This window comes from Micromonospora sp. WMMD998, assembly GCF_029581235.1.
GTDB lineage: Bacteria > Actinomycetota > Actinomycetes > Mycobacteriales > Micromonosporaceae > Micromonospora.
The window spans coordinates 3,329,761-3,354,294 of the sequence record NZ_CP120740.1 but is presented as its reverse complement, the minus strand read 5'-3'; the positions used below and the strand labels follow the sequence as shown (position 1 = coordinate 3,354,294).

The 24,534-nt window shown below is 74.4% G+C and carries 22 protein-coding genes; 1 reads left to right on the top strand and 21 read right to left on the bottom strand.

Annotated features, from left to right (window positions below; all coding sequences use genetic code 11):
* Window positions 1–148: 148 nt before the first annotated feature.
* The 8 genes from der to ald form a co-directional block, all read right to left on the bottom strand.
* A complete protein-coding gene (gene der / locus O7619_RS15640; RefSeq protein ID WP_282288843.1) occupies window positions 149–1,531 on the bottom strand; it encodes a ribosome biogenesis GTPase Der in 1,383 nt (460 codons plus the stop codon).
* 82 nt (window positions 1,532–1,613) lie between these two features.
* Complete coding sequence (gene cmk, locus O7619_RS15635) at window positions 1,614–2,294, bottom strand: (d)CMP kinase (RefSeq protein ID WP_282281617.1); 681 nt, start codon at window positions 2,292–2,294, stop codon at window positions 1,614–1,616.
* Between the two features lie 175 nt (window positions 2,295–2,469).
* On the bottom strand, window positions 2,470–3,240 hold the full coding sequence (locus O7619_RS15630) for a pseudouridine synthase (RefSeq protein WP_282281615.1): 771 nt from the start codon (window positions 3,238–3,240) through the stop codon (window positions 2,470–2,472).
* A complete protein-coding gene (gene scpB / locus O7619_RS15625) occupies window positions 3,227–4,231 on the bottom strand; it encodes an SMC-Scp complex subunit ScpB (RefSeq protein WP_282281613.1) in 1,005 nt (334 codons plus the stop codon). Before scpB ends, O7619_RS15630 begins: the two co-directional genes overlap by 14 nt.
* Window positions 4,232–4,235: 4 nt before the next feature.
* Window positions 4,236–5,255, bottom strand: coding sequence for a ScpA family protein (locus O7619_RS15620; protein ID WP_282281612.1), 1,020 nt, complete (start codon window positions 5,253–5,255; stop codon window positions 4,236–4,238).
* Between the two features lie 41 nt (window positions 5,256–5,296).
* Complete coding sequence (locus O7619_RS15615; protein ID WP_282281611.1) at window positions 5,297–6,220, bottom strand: AAA family ATPase; 924 nt, start codon at window positions 6,218–6,220, stop codon at window positions 5,297–5,299.
* Window positions 6,221–6,434: 214 nt separating this feature from the next.
* Complete coding sequence (locus O7619_RS15610) at window positions 6,435–7,424, bottom strand: site-specific tyrosine recombinase XerD (protein WP_282288842.1); 990 nt, start codon at window positions 7,422–7,424, stop codon at window positions 6,435–6,437.
* 13 nt (window positions 7,425–7,437) lie between these two features.
* Window positions 7,438–8,553 (bottom strand): alanine dehydrogenase, encoded by a 1,116-nt coding sequence (ald, locus tag O7619_RS15605; protein ID WP_282281610.1) that lies wholly within the window; start codon window positions 8,551–8,553, stop codon window positions 7,438–7,440.
* Between the two features lie 171 nt (window positions 8,554–8,724).
* Between ald and O7619_RS15600 the strand changes: the two genes are divergently transcribed.
* Window positions 8,725–9,105 (top strand): TM2 domain-containing protein, encoded by a 381-nt coding sequence (locus O7619_RS15600; RefSeq protein ID WP_348774319.1) that lies wholly within the window; start codon window positions 8,725–8,727, stop codon window positions 9,103–9,105.
* 64 nt (window positions 9,106–9,169) lie between these two features.
* On the opposite strand, the gene O7619_RS15595 is transcribed toward O7619_RS15600, so the two are convergent.
* The 13 genes from O7619_RS15595 to O7619_RS15535 form a co-directional block, all read right to left on the bottom strand.
* The gene (locus O7619_RS15595; RefSeq protein WP_282281608.1) at window positions 9,170–9,775 is read right to left on the bottom strand and encodes an NUDIX hydrolase; all 606 of its coding nucleotides are present in this window, start codon (window positions 9,773–9,775) and stop codon (window positions 9,170–9,172) included.
* A complete protein-coding gene (locus O7619_RS15590; RefSeq protein WP_282281607.1) occupies window positions 9,772–11,508 on the bottom strand; it encodes a CTP synthase in 1,737 nt (578 codons plus the stop codon). Before O7619_RS15590 ends, O7619_RS15595 begins: the two co-directional genes overlap by 4 nt.
* On the bottom strand, window positions 11,406–13,847 hold the full coding sequence (locus O7619_RS15585; RefSeq protein WP_282281606.1) for a hypothetical protein: 2,442 nt from the start codon (window positions 13,845–13,847) through the stop codon (window positions 11,406–11,408). The genes O7619_RS15590 and O7619_RS15585 overlap by 103 nt, the downstream gene beginning before the upstream one ends.
* Entirely contained in the window at window positions 13,847–14,980 is a 1,134-nt protein-coding gene (locus tag O7619_RS15580) for a glycosyltransferase family 4 protein (protein ID WP_282281605.1), read from the bottom strand. Before O7619_RS15580 ends, O7619_RS15585 begins: the two co-directional genes overlap by 1 nt.
* Window positions 14,977–16,674 carry a lipid II flippase MurJ gene (locus O7619_RS15575; RefSeq protein WP_282281604.1) on the bottom strand — a complete coding sequence of 566 codons (1,698 nt, stop codon included), beginning with the start codon at window positions 16,672–16,674 and terminating at the stop codon, window positions 14,977–14,979. Before O7619_RS15575 ends, O7619_RS15580 begins: the two co-directional genes overlap by 4 nt.
* 1 nt (window position 16,675) lies before the next feature.
* Complete coding sequence (locus O7619_RS15570; RefSeq protein WP_282281603.1) at window positions 16,676–17,539, bottom strand: hypothetical protein; 864 nt, start codon at window positions 17,537–17,539, stop codon at window positions 16,676–16,678.
* 62 nt (window positions 17,540–17,601) lie between these two features.
* On the bottom strand, window positions 17,602–18,543 hold the full coding sequence (locus tag O7619_RS15565; protein WP_282281602.1) for a copper transporter: 942 nt from the start codon (window positions 18,541–18,543) through the stop codon (window positions 17,602–17,604).
* 27 nt (window positions 18,544–18,570) lie between these two features.
* A complete protein-coding gene (gene steA / locus O7619_RS15560; protein ID WP_282281601.1) occupies window positions 18,571–19,749 on the bottom strand; it encodes a putative cytokinetic ring protein SteA in 1,179 nt (392 codons plus the stop codon).
* A 118-nt stretch (window positions 19,750–19,867) separates the two neighbouring features.
* Window positions 19,868–21,625 carry a DNA repair protein RecN gene (recN, locus tag O7619_RS15555; protein WP_282281600.1) on the bottom strand — a complete coding sequence of 586 codons (1,758 nt, stop codon included), beginning with the start codon at window positions 21,623–21,625 and terminating at the stop codon, window positions 19,868–19,870.
* Between the two features lie 254 nt (window positions 21,626–21,879).
* Window positions 21,880–22,764: an NAD kinase gene (locus O7619_RS15550; RefSeq protein ID WP_282281599.1), complete on the bottom strand. Its 885-nt coding sequence runs from the start codon at window positions 22,762–22,764 to the stop codon at window positions 21,880–21,882.
* Window positions 22,761–23,609, bottom strand: a complete 849-nt coding sequence (locus tag O7619_RS15545; RefSeq protein WP_282281598.1) for a TlyA family RNA methyltransferase — start codon at window positions 23,607–23,609, stop codon at window positions 22,761–22,763. The genes O7619_RS15550 and O7619_RS15545 overlap by 4 nt, the downstream gene beginning before the upstream one ends.
* Before the next feature lie 25 nt (window positions 23,610–23,634).
* Window positions 23,635–23,865, bottom strand: a complete 231-nt coding sequence (locus O7619_RS15540) for a hypothetical protein (protein ID WP_281583652.1) — start codon at window positions 23,863–23,865, stop codon at window positions 23,635–23,637.
* Entirely contained in the window at window positions 23,862–24,443 is a 582-nt protein-coding gene (locus O7619_RS15535) for a hypothetical protein (protein WP_282281593.1), read from the bottom strand. Before O7619_RS15535 ends, O7619_RS15540 begins: the two co-directional genes overlap by 4 nt.
* Between the last annotated feature and the right edge of the window lie 91 nt (window positions 24,444–24,534).

Sequence of the window (24,534 nt, the reverse complement as noted above, 5' to 3'; positions counted from 1 at the left end):
TCCCCGCGGCAGCCGGTACAGCTTAGCGCAAGATCTTCGCACGGTACGCACAGGCCCCTCCGCCTCGCACGGGCCCCGCGTCACTCCCCCTAGAGCGTCCTAGGAAGGAGGTTGCCGGGCGGGGTCCGGCGGCCTCCGCCCGGATGACTCAGCCGTGGGCCTTGCCGCGGCCTCCGGGGCCGAGCTTCTTCCGCGGCCGGACCGAGATGTCGATCGGGCTGCCCTCGAACCCGAACTCCTCACGCAGCTTGCGCTCCACGAACCGCTGGTAGCCGGCGTCCAGCGGACCGGTGGTGAACAGCACGAACCGCGGCGGCGCCACCCCGGCCTGGGTGGCGAACAGGATGCGCGGGGCACGTCCGCCACGAACCGGGTGCGGGGTGGCCTGGACCAGCGCGGTGAGCCACTGGTTGAGCTGCGCGGTGGGGATCCGCGTCTCCCAGCTCGCCAGCGCCTTGCGCAGCGCCGGAGCCAGCTTGTCGACGGCCCGGCCGGTCTGCGCGGACAGGTTCAGCCGGATCGCCCAGGGGATGCGCCGCAACTCCCGGTCGATCTCCTTGTCCAGGTAGTAGCGGCGGTCGGCGTCCACCAGGTCCCACTTGTTGAACGCGATGACCAGGGCCCGGCCGGCCTCCACCACCATGGTGAGGATCCGCTGGTCCTGCTCGCTGATCACCTCGCTGGAGTCCAGCAGCACCACCGCCACCTCGGCCGCCTCGATCGCCGAGGCGGTACGCAGGCTGGCGTAGTATTCGGTGCCGCTGGCCCGTCCGACCCGCTTGCGCAGGCCGGCGGTGTCCACCAGTTGCCAGGTCTCGCCGCCGATCTCGACCAGGCTGTCCACCGGGTCGACAGTGGTGCCGGCGACCGAGTCGACCACCGCCCGGTCCTCGCCGGAGAACCGGTTGAGCAGGCTGGACTTGCCGACGTTGGGGCGGCCGACCAGGGCCACCCGGCGCGGGCCGCGCGGGCGGTTCTCCACGATCTTCGGCGCCTCGGGCAGCGCGGCCATGATGGCGTCGAGCAGGTCGCCGGAGCCGCGGCCGTGCAGCGCCGACACCGGGAACGGCTCACCGAGACCGAGTGACCACAGCGAGGTCGCCTCCATCTCGATGGTGGTGTTGTCGGCCTTGTTGGCCACCAGGATCACCGGTTTGGCGCTGCGGCGCAGCATCTTCACCGCGGCCTCGTCCACGTCGGTCGAACCGACCATGGCGTCCACCACGAACAGCACCACGTCGGCGGTGACCACGGCCGTCTCGGCCTGGGCGGCGATGGCGGCGGCCCGGTCCCGGGCGTCGGGCTCCCAACCGCCGGTGTCCACCACGGTGAACGCCCGGCCGTTCCACTGCGCGTCGTAGGGCACCCGGTCCCGGGTGACGCCGGGAACGTCTTCGACGACCGCCTGGCGACGGCCGATGAGGCGGTTGACGAGCGTGGACTTGCCCACGTTGGGACGGCCGACCACGGCCACCACGGGCTGCGGGCCGGTCGGCTCGTCGGAGTCGGCCTCCGGCTCGCGCAGCTCCACCCAACCACCGAAGTCGTCGTCGCTCACGCCGGGCCACCCTTCGTCGGAGCCAGCAGCGCCGGCGACGCCCACGGAACCCCGCTCACGCGACACCCCGCTCGGTGAGAAGGTCACGCAGGCGCGCGACGACCTCGTCGATGCCCAGCTCGGTGGTGTCCAGCACCACGGCGTCGGGGGTCTGCTGCAACGGGTTGACCTTGCGGGTCGAGTCGAGCCGGTCCCGCCGGGCCAGGTCGGCGGCGGTCGCCGTGACGTCGGCCGCGTCCTCGGCGCTGCGCCGCCGGGCGCGGGCCGCCTCGGAGGCGGTCAGGTAGACCTTCAGGTCGGCGTCGGGGGCCACCACGGCGCCGATGTCGCGGCCCTCCACCACGATCCGGGCCGCCTCGGCGATCAGCCGCCGCTGCCGGTCGACGAGCAGCTCACGGACCGCGCCGACGGCGGCGACCGCGGAGACCGCGCCGGTCACCTCGGCGCCGCGGATGTCGGTGGACACGTCGGTGCCGTCGACGGTCACCGCGTACCCCCGGGGGTCGGTGCCGATGCGCAGGTCGGCCTCGCCGGCGACCTTGGCCACCGACTCGGTGTCGGTCAGCTCCACCCCGGAGCGCAGGACCGCCCAGGTCAGCGCCCGGTACATGGCGCCGGTGTCGAGGTAGCGGGCGTCGAGGCTCACCGCCAGCCGCCGCGACACGGTGGACTTCCCCGAACCGGACGGCCCGTCCACCGCGACCACGCAGCGCCCGGCCGGCACGTTTTCCTCCACCGTTGTCCTCCTCAGCCCGTACCTCGCGGGTCGCCGGTGTGTCCGGCGCCGTTGAGCGGAAGTATGTCGTCGTCAATCATGCCCGCGCCGCGCGGGCGTCCCGTCGGGGGCGCGTGCGCGCCGGCCCGCGGACCGCGTCGAAGCCTACCGGGAGCCGTACCCCGATCGTCTCCGGTCAGTCACCCACGGCCTTGAACAGGGCGGCGACCTCCGCGTTGGTCAGCCGCCGGGTGCGCCCGGCGCGCAGGTCGCCCAGCCGGATCGGACCGATCGAGGTACGCACCAGACGGCTCACCGGGTGCCCCACCTCGTCGAACATCCGCCGGACGATGTGCTTGCGCCCTTCGTGCAGGGTGACCTCCACCTGGGCGGTCTTACCGAGTGTGTCCACCACCTTGAACGCCTCGGCCCGGACCGGCCCGTCCTCCAGCTCGACGCCGGCGGCCAGGCGCTTGCCGAGGTTGCGCGGGATCGGCCCGGAGACCTCGCACAGGTAGGTCTTCGGCACCCCGAAGGAGGGGTGCATGAGCCGGTGCGCAAGCGTCCCGTCGTTGGTGAGCAGCAGCAGGCCCTCGCTGTCCGCGTCGAGCCGCCCGACATGGTAGACGCGCTGCTCGACCCGGTTGCCGAGGAAGTCGGACAGGGCGGCGCGTCCCTTTTCGTCCGCCATGGTGGAGACCACCCCGCGCGGTTTGTTCATGGCCAGGTAGACCAGCCGGGTGTCGACCTGGAGCCGCTCCCCGTCGACGTGGATGACGTCCTGGGCGGGGTCGGCCTTGTCGCCGAGCTGCGCGACCCGGCCGTTGACCGTGACCCGCCGCCGGAAGATCAGGTCCTCACAGGCGCGCCGCGAGCCCACCCCCGCGGCGGCGAGGACCTTCTGGAGGCGCTCGGCGCCCTCGTACACGGGGGCGTCGATTTTCGGGGCACGGTCATCGCGTGGCATCGGCAAGCTCTTCTACGTCGTCGGGAAGGAACGGGGCCAGGGGCGGCAGGTCGTCCACCGAGTTGAGCCCCAGCTTCTCCAGGAACATGATGGTGGTCCGGTAGAGGAAGGCGCCGCTGTCCGCTTCGGTGCCGCACTCCTCGACCAGGCCGCGACCCACCAGGGTACGGAGCACCCCGTCGCAGTTGACACCCCGGATGGCCGAGATGCGCGAACGGGTCACCGGCTGCCGGTAGGCGACCACGGCGAGGGTCTCCAGCGCGGCCTGGGTCAGCCGGACCGACTGCCCGTCCAGCACGAACCGCTCGACGTAGGTGGCGTATTCCGGCCGGGTGTAGAGACGCCAGCCACCTGCGGCCCGGCGCAGCTCGAAACCGTGCCCGGCAGCGGTGTAGCCGGCGGCGATGTCGTCGAGCATCGCGCCCACCCGTTCCGGGGCCTGCTCCAGCACCTCGGCCAGGACCAGCTCGCTGACCGGCTGGTCCACCACCAGCAGGATCGCTTCCAGGGCTCCGCGCAGCTCCGCGTCGTCCAGCACCGGCGCGGGCACCGGCTCCGGCGCCGCCCGCCGCCGGACCCGCTTCGGAGGTACGCCGGAAGCGTCCCCCGCACCACCACCCGCCGACGCACCACCGCCCAGCCCGCCACCGCCCAGCCCGCCACCGTCGCCGCTCCCGCCGTCGCCGCTCCCCTCGTCGCCGACCGAGGTCTCCCCCGAGATCTTGGTACGGTCCCGCCCCTCCAGGGGCGCATCCGTACCAAGATCTCCACTCGTCTCGCCCACAGACGCGATCGTGGAAGGAGTCGGCCCCTCTGGGGGCCCATTGCTTCCACGATCTGCGGAGGGGTGGAGGTCCTGGGGCTCGGGGTGGTCGGATTGTGGCGGGTCCTCGTCGGTGGGGGCGGGGGTCGCCGGGGTGGGGCGCTCCCACGGGGGGATCCAGGCGGCGGCCTGATCCGCCAGCGAGTCGCGGCGCTCCTCGTCGCTCATCAGGTCACTCCTGCGTCGGTGCGGTCGTATCCGCCGCTTCGCGGCGTGAGTCGGCGCCCGCGTCAACGGCGCCAGCGGCGGCAGCGACGTCGGCGGCGGCGCCGGGGGCCGGGTCGGGCGCCGCCGGTGCGGGCGAGCTGACGGGTGCGGTGGTCGGCTCCGGGGTGCCGGCGTACTCGTCGACGGTCAGCTCGGCGTCGCCGTCGGCGGGGCCGGTCCAGCGGACCGTCAGCTCCTCCAACGCCTGTTCCTGCACGAACGCGACCAGCCCCTGCCGGTACAGCTCGAGCAGCGCCAGGAACCGGGCCACCACCTCGAGCGTCATCTCGCAGTCGGCGCAGAGCTGCGAGAACGTGGCGATCCCGGCGCGACGTAGCCGGTCGGCGATGACGCCGGCGTGCTCCCGGACGCTGACCCGGACCATGTGCACGTGCGCGATGGACACCTCGGGCACCGGTTTCGGACTTATCGCCTTCAACGCGAGCTTGAGCAGCCGCTGCGGGCCGATGCCGAGCACCAGGTCGGGCAGCGCCTCGGCGTACCGGGGTTCGAGGGTGACCGCGCGCGGGTAGCGCCGGCCGCCGACGGCCTCGAGTTCGGCGATGTGCGCCGCCGCCTCCTTGTACGCCTTGTACTGCAACAGCCGGGCGAAGAGCAGGTCCCGCGCCTCCAGCAGTGCCAGGTCCGCCTCGTCCTCGACGTCGGCCGAGGGCAGCAGCCGGGCCGCCTTGAGGTCGAGGAGGGTCGCGGCGACCAGCAGGAACTCGCTTGTCTCGTCCAGGTCCCACTTGTCACCCATGGCCCGCAGGTAGGCGATGAACTCGTCGGTGACCCGGTGCAGGGCGACCTCGGTGACGTCCAGCTTGTGCTTGCTGATCAGTTGGAGCAGCAGGTCGAACGGGCCGGTGAAGTTGTCCAGCCGGACGGTGAAACCGCTGGTCTCGTCCACCGGCGCCGGGTCGGCCAGGAGCACGTCGGCAGCGACGGGGTCGCCGTGCGGCGGGTCGAGGGGCGGTGCGGTCACCGGGAAACCGTAGTCGACGCGGCGGGCGGGTGGCGTGGGCCCTACCGGTCCGTCTGGGCGGCGATCACCTCTCGGGCGAGCTGCCGGTAGTTGCGCGCGCCCGAGGAGGCCGGGTCGAGGGTGGTGATGGGCGCGCCGGCCACCGTCGACTCGGGGAACTTCACCGTCTTGGTGATGACGGTCTGGTAGACCTTGTCGCCGAACGCCTCGACCACCCGCTGGAGCACCTGACGGCAGTGGGTGGTACGGCTGTCGTACATGGTGGCGAGGATGCCTTCGAGCTCCAGGTCGAAGTTGAGCCGCTCGCGCACCTTGTCGATGGTGTCCAGCAGCAGCGCCACGCCGCGCAGGCTGAAGAACTCGCACTCCAGCGGGATGAGCACGCCGTGGGCGACGGTCAGCGCGTTGATCGCCAGCAGGCCGAGCGAGGGCTGGCAGTCGATCAGGATGAAGTCGTATTCCTTGCGGATGGTGCGCAGCACCCGGGCCAGGGCCATCTCCCGGGCGACCTCGTTGACGAGCTGGATCTCGGCGGCGGAGAGGTCGATGTTGGCCGGCAGCAGGTGCAGCCCGGCCACGTCGGTTTTGATCAGGACGTCCTCGGCGGTGACGTCGTCCTGCATGAGCAGGTTGTAGACCGACAGGTCGAGGTTGTGCGGGTTGACGCCCAGGCCGACGGAGAGGGCGCCCTGCGGATCGAAGTCGACGAGCAGCACCTTGCGGCCGTATTCGGCGAGCGCGGCACCGAGGTTGATGGTGGTCGTGGTCTTGCCGACGCCACCCTTCTGGTTGGCCATCGCGATGATCCGCGCCGGGCCGTGCCGGTCGGTCGGCATCGGCTCGGGGATCGGCTTGCGCATCGTGTACGCGGCCGGGTCGGCGGGACCGAGGTCGGCGCCGAGCGTCGCCTGCTGCTCACGGAGCTCCGACGTCCAGGTCTCGGCACGGTCACCGTTTCCTGCCATGTCCTCGTTGCCCCCTCCCGACGACCAACCCGGCGTCGGAGCCGTCCGACGTCCCTCGCGGCGCCGCTGCGCACCTCCGGTCCGTCGCACCTGGAGGCCCGCGCCGATGCCGACTGTACGCCACCGGCCAGCAGCAGGTTCGGTAGCGGGTCGGCGTGTCGGCCGCCCGTCGGTGGCTCGCCCCGCGACCGGTCGGGCCGGCGCCCCCGACCACTCACCCCAACGCACGCGGGTGGGCGGTGGCGTACACCTCGCGCAGCCGTTCCACGGTGACCAACGTGTATACCTGGGTGGTGGTCACCGTCGCGTGGCCGAGCAGTTCCTGCACGACGCGCACGTCCGCGCCGCCGTCGAGCAGGTGGGTGGCGTAGGAGTGGCGCAGGGTGTGCGGGGAGACCGCCTCGGGCCCGTCGACCGGCAGGCCGGCGCGGGCGGCGGCGGCGCGCAGCACGCCCCAGGCGCCCTGCCGGGTGAGCGGCCCGCCCCGGGCGTTGACGAACAGCGCCGGGGTGCCCCGGCCGGCGGCGACGAGCGCCGGGCGGCCACGGACCAGCCAGGCGCGCGTCGCGTCGGCGGCGTACCCGCCGACCGGGACGAGGCGGGCCTTGCCGCCCTTGCCGCGCAGCAGCACGGCGCCGGCGTCCAGGTCGACGTCGTCGACGGCCGCGCCGACCGCCTCGGAGATGCGCGCGCCGGTGCCGTACAGGAACTCCAGCAGCGCCCGGTCCCGCAGCGCGCGGGGCGCCGCGTCGCCGGTGGCCCCGGCCGGTCCGACGGTCTCCAGCAGACGGCGGACGTCGTCGACGGGCAACGCCCGGGGCAGCCGCCGCGGTGGCGTGGGCGGGCGCACGTCGCGGCCGGGGTCGGCGCCGGTCAGTCCCTCGCGCAGCGCGAAGCGGTGCAGGCCGCGTACCGCGCTGGCGGCCCTCGCGGTGGAGGAGACGGCGAGCGGCGGATGGTCGTCGTCGCCGGCGCGTAGCCGGGCCAGGTGCGCCTCGACCTCGCGGGTGCCGGCGGCGGCCAGGTCGGTCACCCCGGCGGCGGCCAGGGTGGCCAGGTAGCGGTCCAGGTCCCGGCGGTACGACGCGAGCGTGTTCCCGGACAGTCCACGCTCGACGGTGAGGTGGTCCAGGTAGCCGCGGACCGCGCGACGCAGGGCCGGCGCGGGTTGCGCGCCGGCCCGGTCCGGCTCGGGCCCGGTCAGCTCGGCACCTCGGTCAGCTCAGCACCTCGGCCAGCGGCAGGACGTCCATGCCGTGCGCCTCGGCGACCGGGCCGTAGACCACCCTGCCGTCGTGGGTGTTCAGGCCCAGCGCCAGCGCCGGGTCGGCGCGCAGCGCGGCCCGCCAGCCCTGGTTGGCCAGTTCGAGGGCGTACGGCAGGGTGACGTTCGTGAGCGCGTAGGTGCTGGTGTTCGGCACCGCGCCGGGCATGTTCGCCACGCAGTAGAAGATCGACTCGTGCACCTTGTAGACCGGTTCGTCGTGCGTGGTGGGGCGCGAGTCCTCGAAGCAGCCGCCCTGGTCGATGGCGATGTCGACGAGCACGCTGCCCGGCTTCATCCGGGAGACCAGCTCGTTGGAGATCAGCTTCGGGGCCTTCGCGCCGGGCACCAGCACCGCGCCGATGACCAGGTCCGCGTCGAGCACCGCCCGTTCGATCTCGTACGTGTTGGAGGCCACGGTCTGGAGGTGCCCGCGGTAGATGGCGTCGGCGGAGCGCAGCCGGGCCACGTTCTTGTCCAGCAGCAGCACCTCGGACTGCAGGCCCAGCGCGATGGCGGCGGCGTTCATGCCGGACACGCCGGCGCCGATGACCACGGTCTTGGCCGCGTACACGCCGGAGACGCCGCCGGGCAGCACGCCCCGGCCACCGCCGGTGCGCATCATGTGGAACGCGCCGACCTGCGGGGCGAGCCGGCCGGCCACCTCGGACATCGGGGCGAGCAGCGGCAGCGACCGGTCGGGCAGCTCGACCGTCTCGTACGCGATGCCGGTGACCCCGCGGTCGACGAGCGCGTCGGTGCACTCGCGGGAGGCGGCCAGGTGCAGGTAGGTGAAGAGCACCTGCCCCTCGCGCATCCGGTGGTACTCCTCGGCGATCGGCTCCTTGACCTTGAGGACCAGCTCGGCGGCGGCCCAGACCTCGTCGGCGGTGGCCAGGATCTTCGCGCCGGCGGCGGCGAACTCGTCGTCGGTGATGCTCGATCCGATCCCGGCGCCCGTCTCGACACAGACCTCGTGGCCGTGGCGGGTGAACTCGTGGACGCCCGCCGGTGTGATCGCCACCCGGTACTCGTGGTTCTTGACCTCGCGGGGGATTCCGACCTTCACGATGCAGACACCTTCCTCGGGGGCGGCTCAACCCCGGCAGCGCGGCGCCACGACGGCTCCGTTGCCGACGCGGTCCACCGGTCCCGCCGGCGGCAGTCTAGGCGCGCGGGCGGCCCGGGAACGCCGACACTGTGACATCCGGTGCCCCGTGGTGCTGACGGTGTGTCAGGCATGGACCGGGCTGGGCGGTGGAGCGCCCCTCAGCCGACAGGACAGACTTCGGTGGATATCTTCCCACCGGCTGGGCGGCGAGGCGGACAGGACGACAGTGGATCACTATGGTGTCCGCTCATGACCACTCCTTACCAGCAGTACCCGCAGTACCCGCACGGCGTCTCGGACAAGAGCAAGGTCGTCGCGGGCATCCTCCAGATCCTGCTCGGTGGCTTCGGTATCGGCCGGTTCTACATGGGCGACACCAAGACCGGCGTGATCCAGCTCGTCGTCACGCTCGTGACCTGTGGCTTCGGCGCGATCTGGGGCCTCATCGACGGCATCCTGATCCTGGTCAACGGCGGCGTCGACGGCCAGGGCCGCCCGCTGCGCGACTGAGCGGTGGGCACGCAGAGGGGCCGCGCGGAACACTCCGCGCGGCCCCTTCGTCGTCGGTTCCCGATCAGCGGGGCAGCGGCGCCGGGGGCCGGCGCAGCTCGGTGAAGCCGGTTTCCCGGGCCCGGGCGGCGGCGAGCAGCCCGGCCACGCAGGAGGCGTTGGTGATCTCACCGGCCAGGACCATCCGGACCGCCTCGTCCAGGTCGATCCGGACCACCTGGAGGTCGGCTTCCTCCTCGTGCCGGTCGTGCCGCTGCCCGGCCGGCACGTCGCTGAGGTCGCGGGCCAGGAAGACCCGGACCACCTCGTCGGTGAAGCCGGGCGAGCTGTGCAGGTCGACGAGCACGTCGACGCGGCCCGCGGTCAGGTCGGCCTCCTCGGCGAGCTCCCGCGCCGCCGCGGCGGCCAGATCCTCCCCGCGCACGTCCATCAGCCCGGCGGGCAACTCCCACAGGTGCCGGCCGACCGGGTGCCGGTACTGGCGGATCAGCACCACCTGACCGGCGTCGTCGAGCGCCACCACGGCCACCGCGCCCACGTGCCGCACGTAGTCGCGGGCGGCGGTGCCTCCGCCGGGCATGGTCACGTCGTCGCTGACCACGGAGAAGATCCGGCCGGACCAGACGTCGCGGCGCGCGGTCACCTCGTACCGGTGCTCCACGCCGCTCACTTCGCGGTGGCCTTCGCCGCGCGGCCGGGCTTGCTCGCGGTGGCCTGCGCCGCGCCGTCCAGGTCCACCGGGAGCTGGTCGGCCTCGGAGTACGCCACCGCGGCGCCCACGAACGCCGCGAACAGCGGGTGCGGGCGGGTCGGGCGGCTCTTCAGCTCCGGGTGCGCCTGGGTGGCCACGAAGAACGGGTGCAGGTTGCGGTCCAGCTCCACGAACTCGACGAGCCGGCCGTCCGGCGAGGTGCCGGAGACGATCAGGCCGGCCTTGGTGAGCTGGTCGCGGTAGGCGTTGTTCACCTCGTACCGGTGCCGGTGCCGTTCGCTGACCTCGGTGCTGCCGTACGCCTGCGCGACGATCGAGCCCTCGGTCAGCGTGGCCGGGTACGCCCCGAGCCGCATGGTGCCGCCCAGGTCGCCGCGCCCGGCCACGATGTCCTCCTGGTCGGCCATGGTGGCGATGACCGGGTGCACGGCCTCCTCGTCGAACTCCAGCGAGTTGGCCCCGTCGAGGCCGGCCAGGTCGCGGGCCACCTCGATGGTCATGCACTGGAGGCCGAGGCAGAGGCCGAGCAGCGGGATGCCGTTCTCCCGGGCGTACCGGGCGGTGCCCACCTTGCCCTCGATGCCGCGCACCCCGAACCCGCCGGGGATCACGATGCCGTCGACGCCGGCCAGGGCGGCGGCGGCGCCGGCCGGGGTGACGCACTCGTCGCTGGGCACCCACCGCAGCTGCACCCGGGCCCGGTGGCCGAACCCGGCCGCCCGGATCGCCTCGCTCACCGACAGGTAGGCGTCGGGCAGGTCGACGTACTTGCCGACCAGGGCGACGGTGACGGTGTGGCGCGGCTGGTGCACCCGTTCCAGCAGGTCGTCCCAGCTTGTCCAGTCGACGTCGCGGAAGGACAGGCCGAGCCGGCGCACCACGTACGCGTCCAGGCCCTCGCGGTGCAGCACCTTGGGGATGTCGTAGATGCTCGGCGCGTCGGGGGCGGCGGTGACCGCCTCCCGGTCGACGTCGCAGTAGAGCGACAACTTCTCCTTGACCTTGTCCGGGATCTCCCGGTCGCAGCGCAGCACGAGCGCGTCGGGCTGGATGCCGATGCTGCGCAACTGCGCCACCGAGTGCTGGGTCGGCTTGGTCTTCAGCTCGCCGGAGGGCGCCAGGTAGGGCACCAGCGACACGTGCAGGTAGAAGCAGTTGTCCCGGCCCAGGTCGTGGCGGATCTGGCGGATCGACTCCAGGAACGGCAGCGACTCGATGTCGCCGACGGTGCCACCGACCTCGGTGATCACCACGTCGGGGACCTGGCCGTCGGCGTCCGGGTCGGCCATGCCGAGGATCCGGGCCTTGATCTCGTTGGTGATGTGCGGGATGACCTGGACGGTGTCGCCCAGGTATTCGCCGCGCCGCTCCTTGGCGATCACCGCCGAGTAGATCTGCCCGGTGGTGACGTTCGCCTTGCCGGAGAGGTCACGGTCGAGAAACCGCTCGTAGTGGCCGACGTCGAGGTCGGTCTCGGCCCCGTCCTCGGTGATGAAGACCTCACCGTGCTGGAACGGGTTCATCGTGCCGGGATCGACGTTCAGGTAGGGGTCGAGCTTCTGCATCACCACGCGCAGCCCGCGCGCGCTCAGCAGGTTGCCGAGGCTGGAGGCGGTGAGGCCCTTGCCCAGCGAGGAGGCGACTCCCCCGGTGACGAAAATGTGCCTGGTCGTCCGTGCTGAAGGGGCCAAGGCCTGCTCCCGTGTCGTCCGTAGCGGTCGTGCGAACCGCCGTGCCGATCAGCCAAGTGATCACGCGATCCACGGGACTCCACGGTAACACCTTCCGGACCGTGAGCCGGCGTCGCACTCGCTGTCGGCGCACGTGGGGCCCCCTCCGCCCGCGCCGTCGGCCCGCCGGACGGGTCCGCGCCACCGGGACCGGAGCCGTCCGGCGGCGTCGTGCCGCCCTCTCCCCCGGGCGGTCCGCCGTCGGGCACGGTGCGGTCGGTGGAGTGGTCGAGCACCCGCAGCGCGGCCAGCGCCGCCATCGGCACCACGAGCGCGCCAGCCGCCCCGGCCACGTCCAGCGCCGACCCGCCCAGCACGCCGCCCAGCCCGGCGGCGACCCCGGTGCCGGCCATCGCCGCCCGGATCGCCGGATAGATGCCGAACAGGCGCAGCAGCCCGCCCCACGGCTGGAGCAGGGCCAGCCAGACCAGCGCGGCCCCGGCCACGGCCAGCACGGTGAGCGGGCTGTTCACGAGCGTCTCGACGTTGGCGGTGCTGGACCGGTGCACGGTGAGCCCGCCGGTGCCGTCGCCGAGGGCGGCCAGGAACCGGCCCAGGCTGCCCCGCTCGGACGCCGGCCGGCCCAGGTCCACCAGGGCGAAGCCGATGGTGACCGCCAGCCCGGCCATGGTGGCCCAGGCGAGCCGGCTGACGGTCAGCCAGCCGCCGGTGCAGATCGCCGCCGCCACGCTCACGCCGGCGGTGAGCGCGATCGCGCCGATCGAGTCGGCGCCCAGGTACGGGCTGCCCACGATCACCACGGCGGCGCCGCCCACCGTCACCATGACGGTCGGCCGCCAGCCCCGGCGTACCCGCTGGGCCAGCCAGCCGCCGGTCAGCAGCGCCCCGGCGATGAACACGCCCAGCCCGACGGTGCCCAGGCCGGCGTACCGACCGCCCTCCAGCGCGGAGTATCCGACCACCCCGTTGAGTTGCAGCCGGGAACCGGTGAGCACGTCCACGCCGACCACCAGGGTGGCCAGCCCGGCGACCGCGCCGAGCGGCCCGAGCGTACGGTCGTGGCCGGGGGCGAACCGCACCGCGGCCGTGCCGCCGACGACGAGCAGGACGGTCGCCGAGGCGAACCACCAGCCGGCGTGTTGCCCGCGCCACCAGGGCACGGCGTCGGCCAGCAGCGCCGCCGGCACGGCCAGCGCGGCGGCGACCAGCAGCAGCTCCACCACCGCCACCACCCGCCGGGACACCGGCGCGGGCCCGTGCGGTCCGGCGAGCCGGCGGGCCCGGCGCAGCAGCGGCAGCACCGCCACCGCGAGCGCCGTCTGGGCGGCGGCCAGCAACGTGAAGAACCAGCCGGCGACCGTGCGCTGGGCGGCGGCCTCCCGATCGGCGTCGGCCGGCGATCCGATCGCGGTCCGCAGGTCGTCCGGCCGGTCGTCTACGGTCGCGGCGGGCCGGCCGAGGAAGAGCCGCTCCGGCATCGGCCGGCCGAGCGCGGCGAGCGCGGTCGGGGCCAGGTCGACCAGTTGCAGGTAGCCGGCTCGGGCGGTGCTCGGCGAGGTCAGCCAGCCACCGTTCCAGCCGGGACCGTCCGCGACGGCGACGTGCAGGCGCGCCGGCGAGTCGGTGTCGGAGACGCCGGCGACGAGCACCAGCGAGTGCGGCGGCCGGGCGGCCAGCACCTGGGCGAGCCGGGTGTCGGCCTGGCGCGCCTGCGCGGCCCGCACGGCCGGGTCGTCGTCGTCGACCGTGCCCACGTCGACGATGCTCAGCACGCAGGAGCCGAGCAGCGCCGCCGGGTCGTCGGGCAGCGTCGCCTCGTACCTGTCGACCCGGCCGAACGGGCGGGCGGCGGCCACCGCCGCGCCCGGGCCGACCGCCACCGAGCAGCGCACCGACTCGGCAAGCGCGCCCGGCGTGGCGCCCCAGGCCAGCTTGTTCTGGTTGTGCGCGACGACGGCCGGCTGGTCGGGCAGGTTGGCGCCGATCCCGTCGGGCCGCTCGATGGTCACCGGGCCGGCCGGGCAGCCACCGCCGGGGCGGGTGCCGTGCCAGGCGGCGAAGTTTCCGGCGCCGAGGGTCAGCCAGCCGTCGACCGGGCAGGTGGGGCGGTGCGCCGAGCGCACCGAGAGGGAACCGATCGCGCCCCGCTCGGCCATCCGCCACAACGTGGGGGTGTTCTGCGGGTCCACGTCGTCCCACCGCAGGCCGGCCGCGCCGACCAGGACCACGAAGTCGGCGCTGCGCCGGGCGTCGTCGTCGTCCGGGCGGGCGGCCAGCGCGGTGATGCCCAGCGCCACCACCACCAGGGTCAGCAGCACCGGGGTCAGCCTGCGCAGCATCAGCGGTTCCCCGGTGAGTGCTGCGGCGTCAGCTCGGCGTACAGGTCGGCGAGGGCGGCCACGGTGTCCGCCTCGGTGGGCCAGCTCTCGGCCCGCGCCGCCCCCCGGCGGCCCAGCTCGGCGCGGCGGGCGTCGTCGTCGAGCAGCCCGCGCACCGCCGCGTCCACGGCGTCCGCGTCGCCCGCCGGGACCAGCACCGCGGCGTCGCCGACCAGCTCCGGCAGGCCACCGACCGCGGTCGCGACCAGGGGTACGCCGGCGCGCAGCGCCTCCTGCGCGAACAACTGGCGGGCCTCCCAGTCGCTGGTGACCACCGCCAGGTCCGCGCCGGCCAGCAGGTCCGCCACGTCGGTGCGGTGCCCGAGCAGGGTCACCGGCGCGCGGGCGGCCGAGATCCGCGCGGCGAGCGGCAGGTAGGCGGGCCCGCTGCCGGCGATCACCACCACCGGCGCGGGTGTCCGGGTACGCCAGCGGGCGGCGGCGTCGATCAGCACGTCGTACCGCTTCTGTGGGTGCAGCCGGCCCACCGACAGGATCAGCGGGCGGTCGTCGGTGACGTCGAACTCGGCCCGCACCGCGGCGCGGCGGCGACGCGGCGCGGGCAGCGTCGGCGCGGCGACCGGCGCCAAGCGGGCGTCGGCGGCGCCCAGCGCGGCGGCCCGCTCGACCAGGTCGGCGGAGGCGCCCAGCGCGACCCGGGCGGACCGGGCGACGACGCGCTCGACCAGCCGGGACAGCGCGCCGCGCAGCCCGCCGGCGAGGACGGCGTTGTGCCAGGTGACCACCAGCGGGACGGTCGGGCGGGCGAGCGCGGCGACCAGGCCGGCGCGCAGCCCGTGCGCGTGCACCACGTCGACGGGTGTCTCCGCCAGCGCCCGGCGCAGCGCGGTGACCGCGCGGACGTCGGCGGGGGTGGGGTTGGCCGGGATCTCCACCGGCGTGAACCGGGCGCCGACCCCGGTGAAGTCGAACTGGTCCTGGACCGCGGTCGGGCCGCACACGAGCACGGACCCGCCGGCCTCGGTGAGCCCACGGGCGACGGAGCGGACGTGCTGACCCACTCCGCCGGTGCTGGAGGCGAGCACGAGGGCGACCGAACCGGGCCAGCGCGGTGCCGGCGAGGCGTCCGTCATGAGGAAACGATCTCCTTTCCGTCGCCCCGCTCGCCGGGGTGCTGGTCCGCCGGCGGGCCGTCGGCCCCACCAGCCGGTCGCCGGCGGCGCAGCCGACGGGCCACGGCCGCGAGCAGCGGCCGGAGGTCGCGGGCGTCGGTCAGCCAGGCGACGGCGAGGAACAGGACACCGACCACGACCCCGGACAGCATGCCCTGTGCGAGGGCCTGGATCGTCGTCGGGGTCCCGTCGGTCAGCCCGCCGAGAACCCGGGCGGTGACCGCGCCGCCCGTCGCGGCGACCGCGGCGGCCAGCAGCCCGGCCGCGCCGGCCCGAGCGACCCCGGCGAGCGCCTCCCGTCCGGCGGCACGCCGGACGGCGGCGATCAGCAGCGCGCCCAGCAGCAGCATGCCGGCGGAGGTCGCCAGCGCCACCGCGAGCACCCGGTCGGCGAGCGGCAGCACCTGGCCGAACAGCACCGCGAGGGCGGGCACGCTGAGCCAGCCCAGCGCGGTGGCGACGCTCGCCGGGCGGGTCTCGCCGCGCGCGTAGAGCGCCCGGGTCAGGATCGCGAACAGGCCGTAGCCGAGCAGGCCGGGCGCGAACCCGGCGATCCCGGCCGTGGCGGTGCCCGCGTCGACCGGGTCGGGGAAGAAGAAGTGCCCGAGCGGGATCGCGGCGCCGGCCAGCGCCGCGGCGCCGAGCAGGCTGAACAGCACCACCTGACGCACCGCCGGGGCCAGGGTGTCGTGGTAGGCCCGCTCGTCGCCGGTCGCCCGGGCCGCGACGAGCGTCGGGTACGCGGCGATCGCGAGCGGCACCGCCAGCACCGACCAGGGCAGGAAGTAGACCGTCTGGGCCAGGTTGTAGACGCCGACGTCGGCGGTCCGGCCGTAGGTGACCTGGTTGAGCGCGACGACCAGGGCGATCTGCTGGGCGGCCACGGTGACCACGCCGGCGACCACCAGCCCACCGACGCGCGCCCGGGCGTCGGCCGGGAACCGGTAGCCCGGCCGGGGCCGCAGTCGCAGCCGGCGCAGCGGGATCAGCAGCGACAGCGAGAGCACCACCACGCCGAGCGTGGTGCCGCCGGAGAGCAGCAGCTCACCGCCGCGACCGGCCTCGCCGATGGTGGCCAGCCGCCCGTGCGCCGCGGTGAACCCGAGGTAGACCGCGATGACGGTGACGCTCGACAGCAGCGGCGCGAGCACCGGCCACGCGAACCGCCGGTGCGCCTGGAGCACACCGGTCAGCACGATCCCCACGCCGTAGAGCGGCAACTGCGGGGCGAACACCCGCAGCATCCGCGCCCCGGACGCCTGCCGGACCTCGCCGAGACCGTGCCCGAGCAGGCCCATCAGCGGGTCGGCGAACACCGCCACCAGCACCGCCAGCGGGACCAGCAGGCTCAGCGTCCAGGTCAGCAGCGCGCCCGTGGTGGCGGCCACCGCCCGCCGGTCACCCGCCTCGACGGCACCGGCCAGCAGCGGTACGACGAGACTCGCGAGCGCCCCACCGGCGACGATCTCGAAGATGAAGTTCGGGACGTAGTTCGCCACCAGGTAGGCGCCGCCGAGGTCGGTGGTGGACAGCGTCCAGGTGAACACGGCGGTGCGACCGAAGCCGGCGAGGCGGCTGACCACGGTGAGCACGGCGATGAGGGCCGCCGCACCGGCGACGCGGCCGGCGACGGCGAGGGGTGCCGGTTTCGTCACGTCAGTCGGCGAGCCGGCCCAGCTCGTCGAGGTGCCGCAGTCCCGGAGTCCGCGCGATGACCTGGGTGAAGCTGACCTTCTCGCTGGCCACGGTGAGCGCGGCGAGCACGGCCAGCACACCGGCCCGCCCGAGCGGCCCGGTGCGCGCCGCGAGGCTCACCCCGAGCAGCGCGCCGAGCGCGTTGGCGCCGCTGTCGCCGAGCATCACCCGCTCGTCCAGGTCGTCGGCGACCAGCCCGGCCGCCGCGCCGACCGCGCCCGCCGCGATGCCCCCGTATTGGCCGGTGGACAGCGGCGCGCCGAGCAGCAGGCCGGACTTCAACGCCCGGCCGGGCCGCAGGTCCAGCAGGTTGACCAGGTTGGCGGTGCCGGCCACCACGCCGGCGCCGAGCAGCACGTCGAGCCCGCGGCCGAACGCGCCGGCGCGCTGCCGGCGCGGGTGCGCGGCGACCCGGGCGTCGACGGCGAGCAGCGCCGCGGCCCCCAGCCCGGCCGCGCCCACCCCGGCGATCTTGACCAGGCCGGCGGTGACCCGCCCCTCGCGGAGCGCGGCGAGGTGCCCGGCGAAGCCCTTGGCGGCCTTCTGCTCCGGGCGTGCGCCGACCACGTCGTCGTAGAGCCCGACCGCGCCCGCGCCGACCCCGGCCAGCAGCGCGGCGGCGCCGGCCGGGGCGCTGCCGGCGCCGAGCGCGCCGGCGGTCGCGGCGCCCACGGCCAGGGCGGGGCCGGCGGCCAGGGTCACGGTGCGGCCCCGGTAGTTGGTGCGTTCCAACGCCGGCGCGCTGGGCGACTGGCGCACCTCCCGCAGCACGTAGCGGGCGGTCAGCACCCCCGCGCCCACGGCCAGCAGCCGACCCAGTCTCACGCGACCCCTCCTGAATCCGGACTCTCGACGCGACGCGGCACGGACCTACCCGGTCCGCGCGGTCACTGGGGCAGTTTAGGCAGCAGCGAGGCGGCGTTGTCGCCCACGCCGTACTGGCCGGCCTTCTTCCCGCTCAACTGCTCGGCGAGGGCGAGGCTGGTGACGAGCTGCCCCTGCACGGTGTTGGCGTTGTCGACGGTGGAGATGGTCTGCGACAGCACCGGGTCGCCGCGGACCACGGCCACCAGGTTGCCGCCGCTGGAGCCCATGCCGGCGACCACGAGCGCGCCCGCCCGGTCGAACTGCTCGGCGATCTTCACCACCGACTCGTCCTTCTTCGCCGAGTCCTTGTCCACGTACGGCTGGCCGGTGACCAGCACCACCGCCTCGGCGGCGCCGGAGATCTTGTCCTCCGGGGTGAGGTAGCCGGCGGTGGCGTACTGCTGGAGCACGCTGCGCCGGTCGGCCTCGCTGACCGGCGCGCTGCCGGCCGGCCGGTCCACCAGGACGGCGGCCAGCAACGCGCTGGAGGTCTCCACGCCGTGCCCGTTGCCGGGCAGGTTGGAGGCCGGGGCGGTGTTCGGGCGCGCGGCGGTGACCGCCAGCTCCAGCAGGTTGTTGTTGCTGTCCGGGTTGATGAACTTGTCCTGTATGTCGATGCGGCCGGTGACGTCGGCCCCGGCGGTGCGGAGCATCTTCAGCACGCCCTCGGCCTGGTCCCGGCCGCTGGGCAAGGTGAGCACCAGCACCCGCCGGTCGGTCAGCTTGCCCGGCAGGACGACCTGCGCCATCTGGGCGGCGAAGTCCTCCTCGGTCTCCAACTGCTTCTGCATGTCGTTCACCGACTGGCGCATCAGGGAGTTGTCCTTGCGCAGGCCGTTGACGTTCTCCCGGAGCGCGTCGGCGACCGGGCCGTTGAGGGCGGCCGTGCCGACCACCAGGCCGATCGCCAGCGCGAGGAAGACCGCGGTCAGGGACACCACGTGGTAGCGGAAGTTGATCACGCTTAGAGCCTCTTGATCGTCGGGGAGCTAGAAGAGCTGGCCGAGTTGGAACACGAAATTGTCCCACCATTCGGAGACCACGCCCAAATACGCCTTGCCGACGGTGGAGACCGCCACCGCGGAGGCCATCGCGGCCACCGCCGAGAGGACCAGCAGCAGCAACGAGGAGCCGGAGATGCTCTGCCGGTAGAGGCGGCTGACGCCCTTGGCGTCGACCAGCTTGCCGCCCACCTTCAACCGGGTGAGGAACGTCGACGCCATGCCGCCCCGGCCCTTGTCGAGGAACTCCACCAGGGTGGCGTGGGTGCCGACCGCCACCAGCAGCGAGGCGCCCTTCTCGTCGGCCAGCAGCATGGCCAGGTCCTCGCTGGTGGCCGCCGCCGGGAAGGTGATCGCGGGCACACCCAGGCCGTTGACCCGGGCCAGGCCCGGCGCCCGCCCGTCCGGGTAGGCGTGCACGATCACCTCCGCGCCGCAGCGCAGCACGTCGTCGGTGACCGAGTCCATGTCCCCGATGATCATGTCGGGGGTGTAGCCCGCCTCGACGAGCGCGTCGGCCCCGCCGTCGACACCGATCAGCACCGGCTTGAACTCCCGGATGTAGGGGCGCAGCACGTCCAGGTCGGCCTTGTAGTCGTAGCCGCGGACCACGATCAGGCAGTGCCGGCCCCGCATCTCGGTCTGGATCTCCGGCACGCCGACGCCGTCGAGCAGCAGGTCGCGTTCCTGCCGGAGGTAGTCCATCGTGTTGGCGGCGAACGCCTCCAACTGCACCGAGAGGCCCTCCCGGGCGTCGGCCATCGCCTTGGCCACCGTCTCGGCGTCCTGCAACGTGCCGTGCGCCACCGGCTCCGTGCCGGCGAGGACCGTGTTGCCCTCGATGCGCACCAGGTCGCCCTCGCGGACCTGCTCGAAGATGCTCTCGCCCAGGTCGTCCAGCAGCGGGATGCCGGCGGCGACCAACACCTCGGGGCCCAGGTTGGGATAGCGCCCGGACACCGACGGCTTGGCGTTGAGCACCGCGGCCACACCCACCGCGACGAGCGAGTCGGCCGCCACCCGGTCCAGGTCCACGTGGTCGATGACCGCGATGTCACCCGGACGCAGGCGGCCCACCAGCCGTTTCGTCCGGCGGTCGAGGCGCGCGGTGCCGAGGATCGAGCCCGGTTCCGCGTTGCGGGTCCGGCGCAGTGTGGGTAGACGCATCGTGACCATCCTGGCATGTGTGGCAGGTTCTGCTGTCGCGACATGCCTGAGCAGGGCCGCCTACCCAGGGAAGCACACCGGAGCGCGCCCCGGTGTGCTTGCGCTCACAATCGGGGCGTCACGGGCGTCTTTCCTTGGCCGCCACGGCCAGGAGCTCCTCGGCGTGGGCGATACCCAGATCGGAGTCCGGCAAACCGGCGAGCATCCGGGCCAGCTCCCGGGACCGCTCGGTGTCCTCCACCACCCGCACCCCGCTCGTGGTCACCGCGCCCCCGGTGTCCTTCGCCACCACCAGGTGCCGGTCCGCGAACGCGGCGACCTGCGGCAGGTGGGTGACCACGAGCACCTGGTGGCTGCGGGCCAGTCGGGCCAGCCGCCGGCCGATCTCCACCGCGGCCTGGCCGCCGACCCCGGCGTCGACCTCGTCGAACACCAGCGTGGGCGGACCGCCGGACCCGGCGAAGACCACCTCGATGGCGAGCATCACCCGGGACAGCTCACCGCCGGAGGCGCCCCGCTGCAACGGCAACGCGGGCGCGCCCGGGTGGGCCAGCAGACGCAGCTCCACCTCGTCGGCGCCGTCCGCGCCCACCCCGACCTCGGCGCCGTTGACCGGCAGGCTCGGCTCGGCCCGCCCGGCCGCCCGGGGCAGCACCGCCACCTCGATCCGGGCGTGCGGCATGGCCAGCCCGGCCAACTCGACGGTGACCTGCTCGGCGAAGCGGACGGCGGCCTCCTGCCGGGAGGCGGACACCCGGCCGGCCAGGTCGGCGACCTCACCGGCGAGCCGGGCCGCCTCGCGGTCCAACTCGTCCAGCAGCTCGTCGGAGTTGTCCAGATCGGACAGCCGGGTGCGGGCCCGCTCGGCCCACGCCACCACGCCGTCCACGTCGTCGGCGTACTTGCGGGTGAGCGCGCGCAGCGCGGCCCGCCGCTCGTAGATCGTCTGGAGGCGGGCCGGGTCGGCGTCCAGCGCGGTCAGATAGGTGGACAGCTCGGCGGCCACGTCGGTGACGAGCGTGGCGGCCTCCTCCAGCCGCGCCGCCAGGTCGGCGAGCGCCGGATCGGTGCCGGCCTGCGCCTCGAGCGTGCGCCGGGCGGTGCCGAGGAGCACGGTCGCGTCGGGCGTGTCGTCGGTCGCCTCCACGCCGCCGGCCACGCACTGTTGCGCCACCTGGGCCGCCGTGCGCAGCCCCTCGGCGTGCTCCAGCCGCTGCGCCTCCGCCTTGAGGTCGTCGTCCTCCCCCGGCTGCGGGTCGACCCGGGTGATCTCGTCGAGGCCGAGCCGCAGCAGGTCGGCCTCCTGGTTGCGCTCGCGGGCGTTGCGCCGCCGGTCGGCCAGGTCGTCGACCACCGTCCGCCACCGCCCGTACGTCTCGCGCAGCGCGTCGAGCAGCTTCTCGTGCTCGGGACCGGCGAACCGGTCGAGCGCGGCCCGCTGCTCGGCCGGCCGCAGCAGGCGGAGCTGGTCGGACTGGCCGTGCACGGCAAGCACCTGCTCGCCGACCTCGCCGAGCGTCGACACCGGCATGCTGCGCCCACCCAGATGCGCCCGGGACCGACCCTCGACCGTGACCGTGCGGCTGAGCAGCAGCGAGCCGTCCTCGTCGGGCTCACCGCCGGCGTCGATGATGCGCGCGTGCACCGCCTCGGCCACCCGATCACGCAGCCGTAGCCGGCCCTCCACCACCGCCCGGCCCGGCTGGGCCCGCACCCGGCCGGCGTCGGCCCGGCCGCCGAAGAGCAGGCCGAGGCCGGTCACCACCATGGTCTTGCCGGCGCCGGTCTCGCCGGTGATGACATTCATCCCCCCGGCCAGCGGCAGCGTGGTGTCCTCGATGACGCCCAATCCGGTGATGCGCAGCTCTTCCAGCACAGCACCCGACAGTAGCCCCGCCGTGTGACAGTTGACCAGCCGGCACCGCGCGGGTTGGGGGCGGGGTGCCGGATGTCGCGTCCGGCACCCCGTCCGCCGCGATCCCGACCACCCCCTGATCGGGCCGCGACCACCGGGCCGCGCACCCGGGAATCGGTGGGCCTCACCACCGCGCCCGGGCTCACCTCGGCGCGGCCCGTGTGACCCCACCGTATCGCGCGATCCGGCCGAGCCGGGGGATCCTGATCGGCCGGTCAGCGACGGCTGCCGCGCCAGCCCTGCACGGGCAGGTCGAACTTGGCCACCAGCCGGTCGGTGAACGGGCGCGCCCGCAGGCGGACGATGCGCACCGGCAACGCGCCCCGGCGCACCGTGACCCGGGCCCCCGGCGGCAGGTCGTAGACCCGCCGGCCGTCGCAGCACAACACCGCGAGCGTGGTGAACGGGTCGACGGTGATGACGAACGTGGAGGTCGGCGCCGTGACCAGCGGCCGGCTGAACAGCGCGTGCGCGCTGATCGGCACCAGCAGCAGCGCCTCCACCTCGGGCCACACCACCGGCCCCCCGCCGGAGAAGGCGTACGCGGTGGAGCCGGTCGGGGTCGCGCAGACCACGCCGTCGCAGCCGTACCGGGACAGCGGCCGGCCGTCCACGTCGACGAGCAGCTCCAGCATCTGGGCGCGTTCGCCCTTCTCCACACTGATCTCGTTGAGTGCCCACGACTCGATGGTCGGCCCGTCGTCGAACTCGGCGGTCACGTCGAGCGTGAGGCGTTCGTCCACGGTGTAGTTACGCCCGATCACGTCGCGTACCGCCGTGTCCAGGTCGTTGATCTCCGCCTCGGCCAGGAAGCCGACCTTGCCCAGGTTGATGCCGAGCAGCGGCGCCTTCGCCGGCCGGGCCAGCTCGGCGGCGCGCAGGAACGTGCCGTCCCCGCCGAGCGCGAAGACGATCTCGGCGCCCTCGGCCGCCTCCGGGCCGGTCACCGGCACCACGCCGGGCAGGTCGAGGTCGTCGGCCTCCTCGGCCACCACCCGTACCTCGAAGCCGTTCGCGATCAGGTCGGCGGCCACCGCCCGGGCGTGCTCGGTGCTGCGTCGACGACCGGTGTGCGTCACCAGCAGCGCGGTGCGGCTCACCCGGACACCTCCTCGATCGTGGCCGCCGTCGCGGCGGCGCCCTGCGGACCGGCGGCCACCACCGCGCGTACCCGGTCGGGATCGGCGGCCGGCGCACCCCGGCGCAACCATACGAAGAACTCGACGTTGCCGCTCGGCCCCGGCAACGGGCTGGCCGCCACGTCGGCCAGGCCGAGGCCGAGCCGCGCGGCGGCGGCGGCCACGTCGAGCACCGCCTCGGCGCGCAGCGCCGGGTCGCGCACCACACCGCCGGCGCCGACCCGGTCCTTGCCCACCTCGAACTGCGGCTTGACCATCAGCGCCAGGTCGCCGTCGGCCCCGGTGCAGCCGGCCAGCGCGGGCAGCACCAGGCGCAGCGAGATGAACGACAGGTCGGCCACCGTCAGGTCGACCGGGCCGCCGATCGCCTCCGGCGTGAGGGTACGCACATTGGTGCGCTCGAAGACCCGGACCCGTTCGTCGTTGCGCAGCGGCCAGGCGAGCTGCCCGTACCCGACGTCGACGGCCACCACCTCGGCCGCGCCGGCGCGCAGCAACACGTCGGTGAAACCGCCGGTGGAGGCGCCCGCGTCCAGGCACCTCCGGCCGGTCACGGTCAGGCCGCCCGGCCCGAACGCGGCGAGCGCGCCGGCCAGCTTGTGGCCGCCCCGGGAGACGTAGTCGGTGGTCGGGTCGGCACCGGTCACCAGCAGCGGGTCGGCCGGGTCGACCATGGCCGCCGGTTTGCCGGCGACCACTCCGCGTACCCGGACGCGACCGTCGGCCACCAGCGCGGCGGCCTGCTCCCGGGAGCGGGCCAGGCCCCGCCGGACGAGTTCGGCGTCCAGCCGGATACGACGAGCCATCAGTGTGTCCGTTCTCCGCCTCTGCTCACGCCTGGTCGATGGTGGCGAGGGTTTCCCGCAGCGTCTCGTACGCCGCCTCGTACTGGGCGATCTGGTCCGCCGGGGCGAGCGCCTCGGCGTTGGCCATGCCCCGCACCGCGGCGTCCACCGCCGGATGCCGCGCCTCGCCGACCTCCTCGACCGGCGCGGAGCGTACCCCCGGGGGTGGCCCGGGACGCGGCCCCGGCGGCGGCCCGGGACGGTAGGGCGCGCTCACGAGCCGGCCGTCCGGGGACCGCCGGCCTTCCGCGCCGCCCGGGGCGCGGCCGGTGTCCCGCCGGCCGGCGTGCGCGCCACCGTCGCCGAGGGCTTGCGCGCGACCGCCTTCTTGGCCACCGCCTTCTTCGCCACGGCCTTCGTCGGCGGCGCGGCGTCCGGCGACGGCGCGGTCTTCGTCGGCGGCGCGGCGTCGGCACCGGCCGCGGCGGGCGTGGACGGCCCGGTGGGGACCGCCGTCGGCTCACGCCCGGCGGCGGTCGCCGGCTCGGGGACCGCCCGCGCCTCGCGCAGTTGCCGCTCCAGGTCGTGCACCCGACGGGTCAGCTCGGCGACCTCGTCGGCGGTGGCCAGGCCGACCGCGCCCAGCGCCCGGTCGACCTCGAAGCGGACCAGCTTGGTCAACGCCTCCCGGTTGGCCAGGCCGGTGGCGACCAACTCCTCGGCGAGCGACTGGAGCGCGACGGCGGTCGCGCCACTCTGGCCGACGGCACGCCGCACCACGCCCTGCGCCTTCTTCCGGGGCGCCTCCGTCAGGCCCATAGCCAGCTCGAGGTAGGCGCGCCACGCGTCCTGCATGCCTGAGTCCTTCCACGGGGCGGGATGTGCAGGTGCCACGCTACCGGGCACCTGGGACACACCGTTGCGGTACGGTGCCCGCAACGGTGTG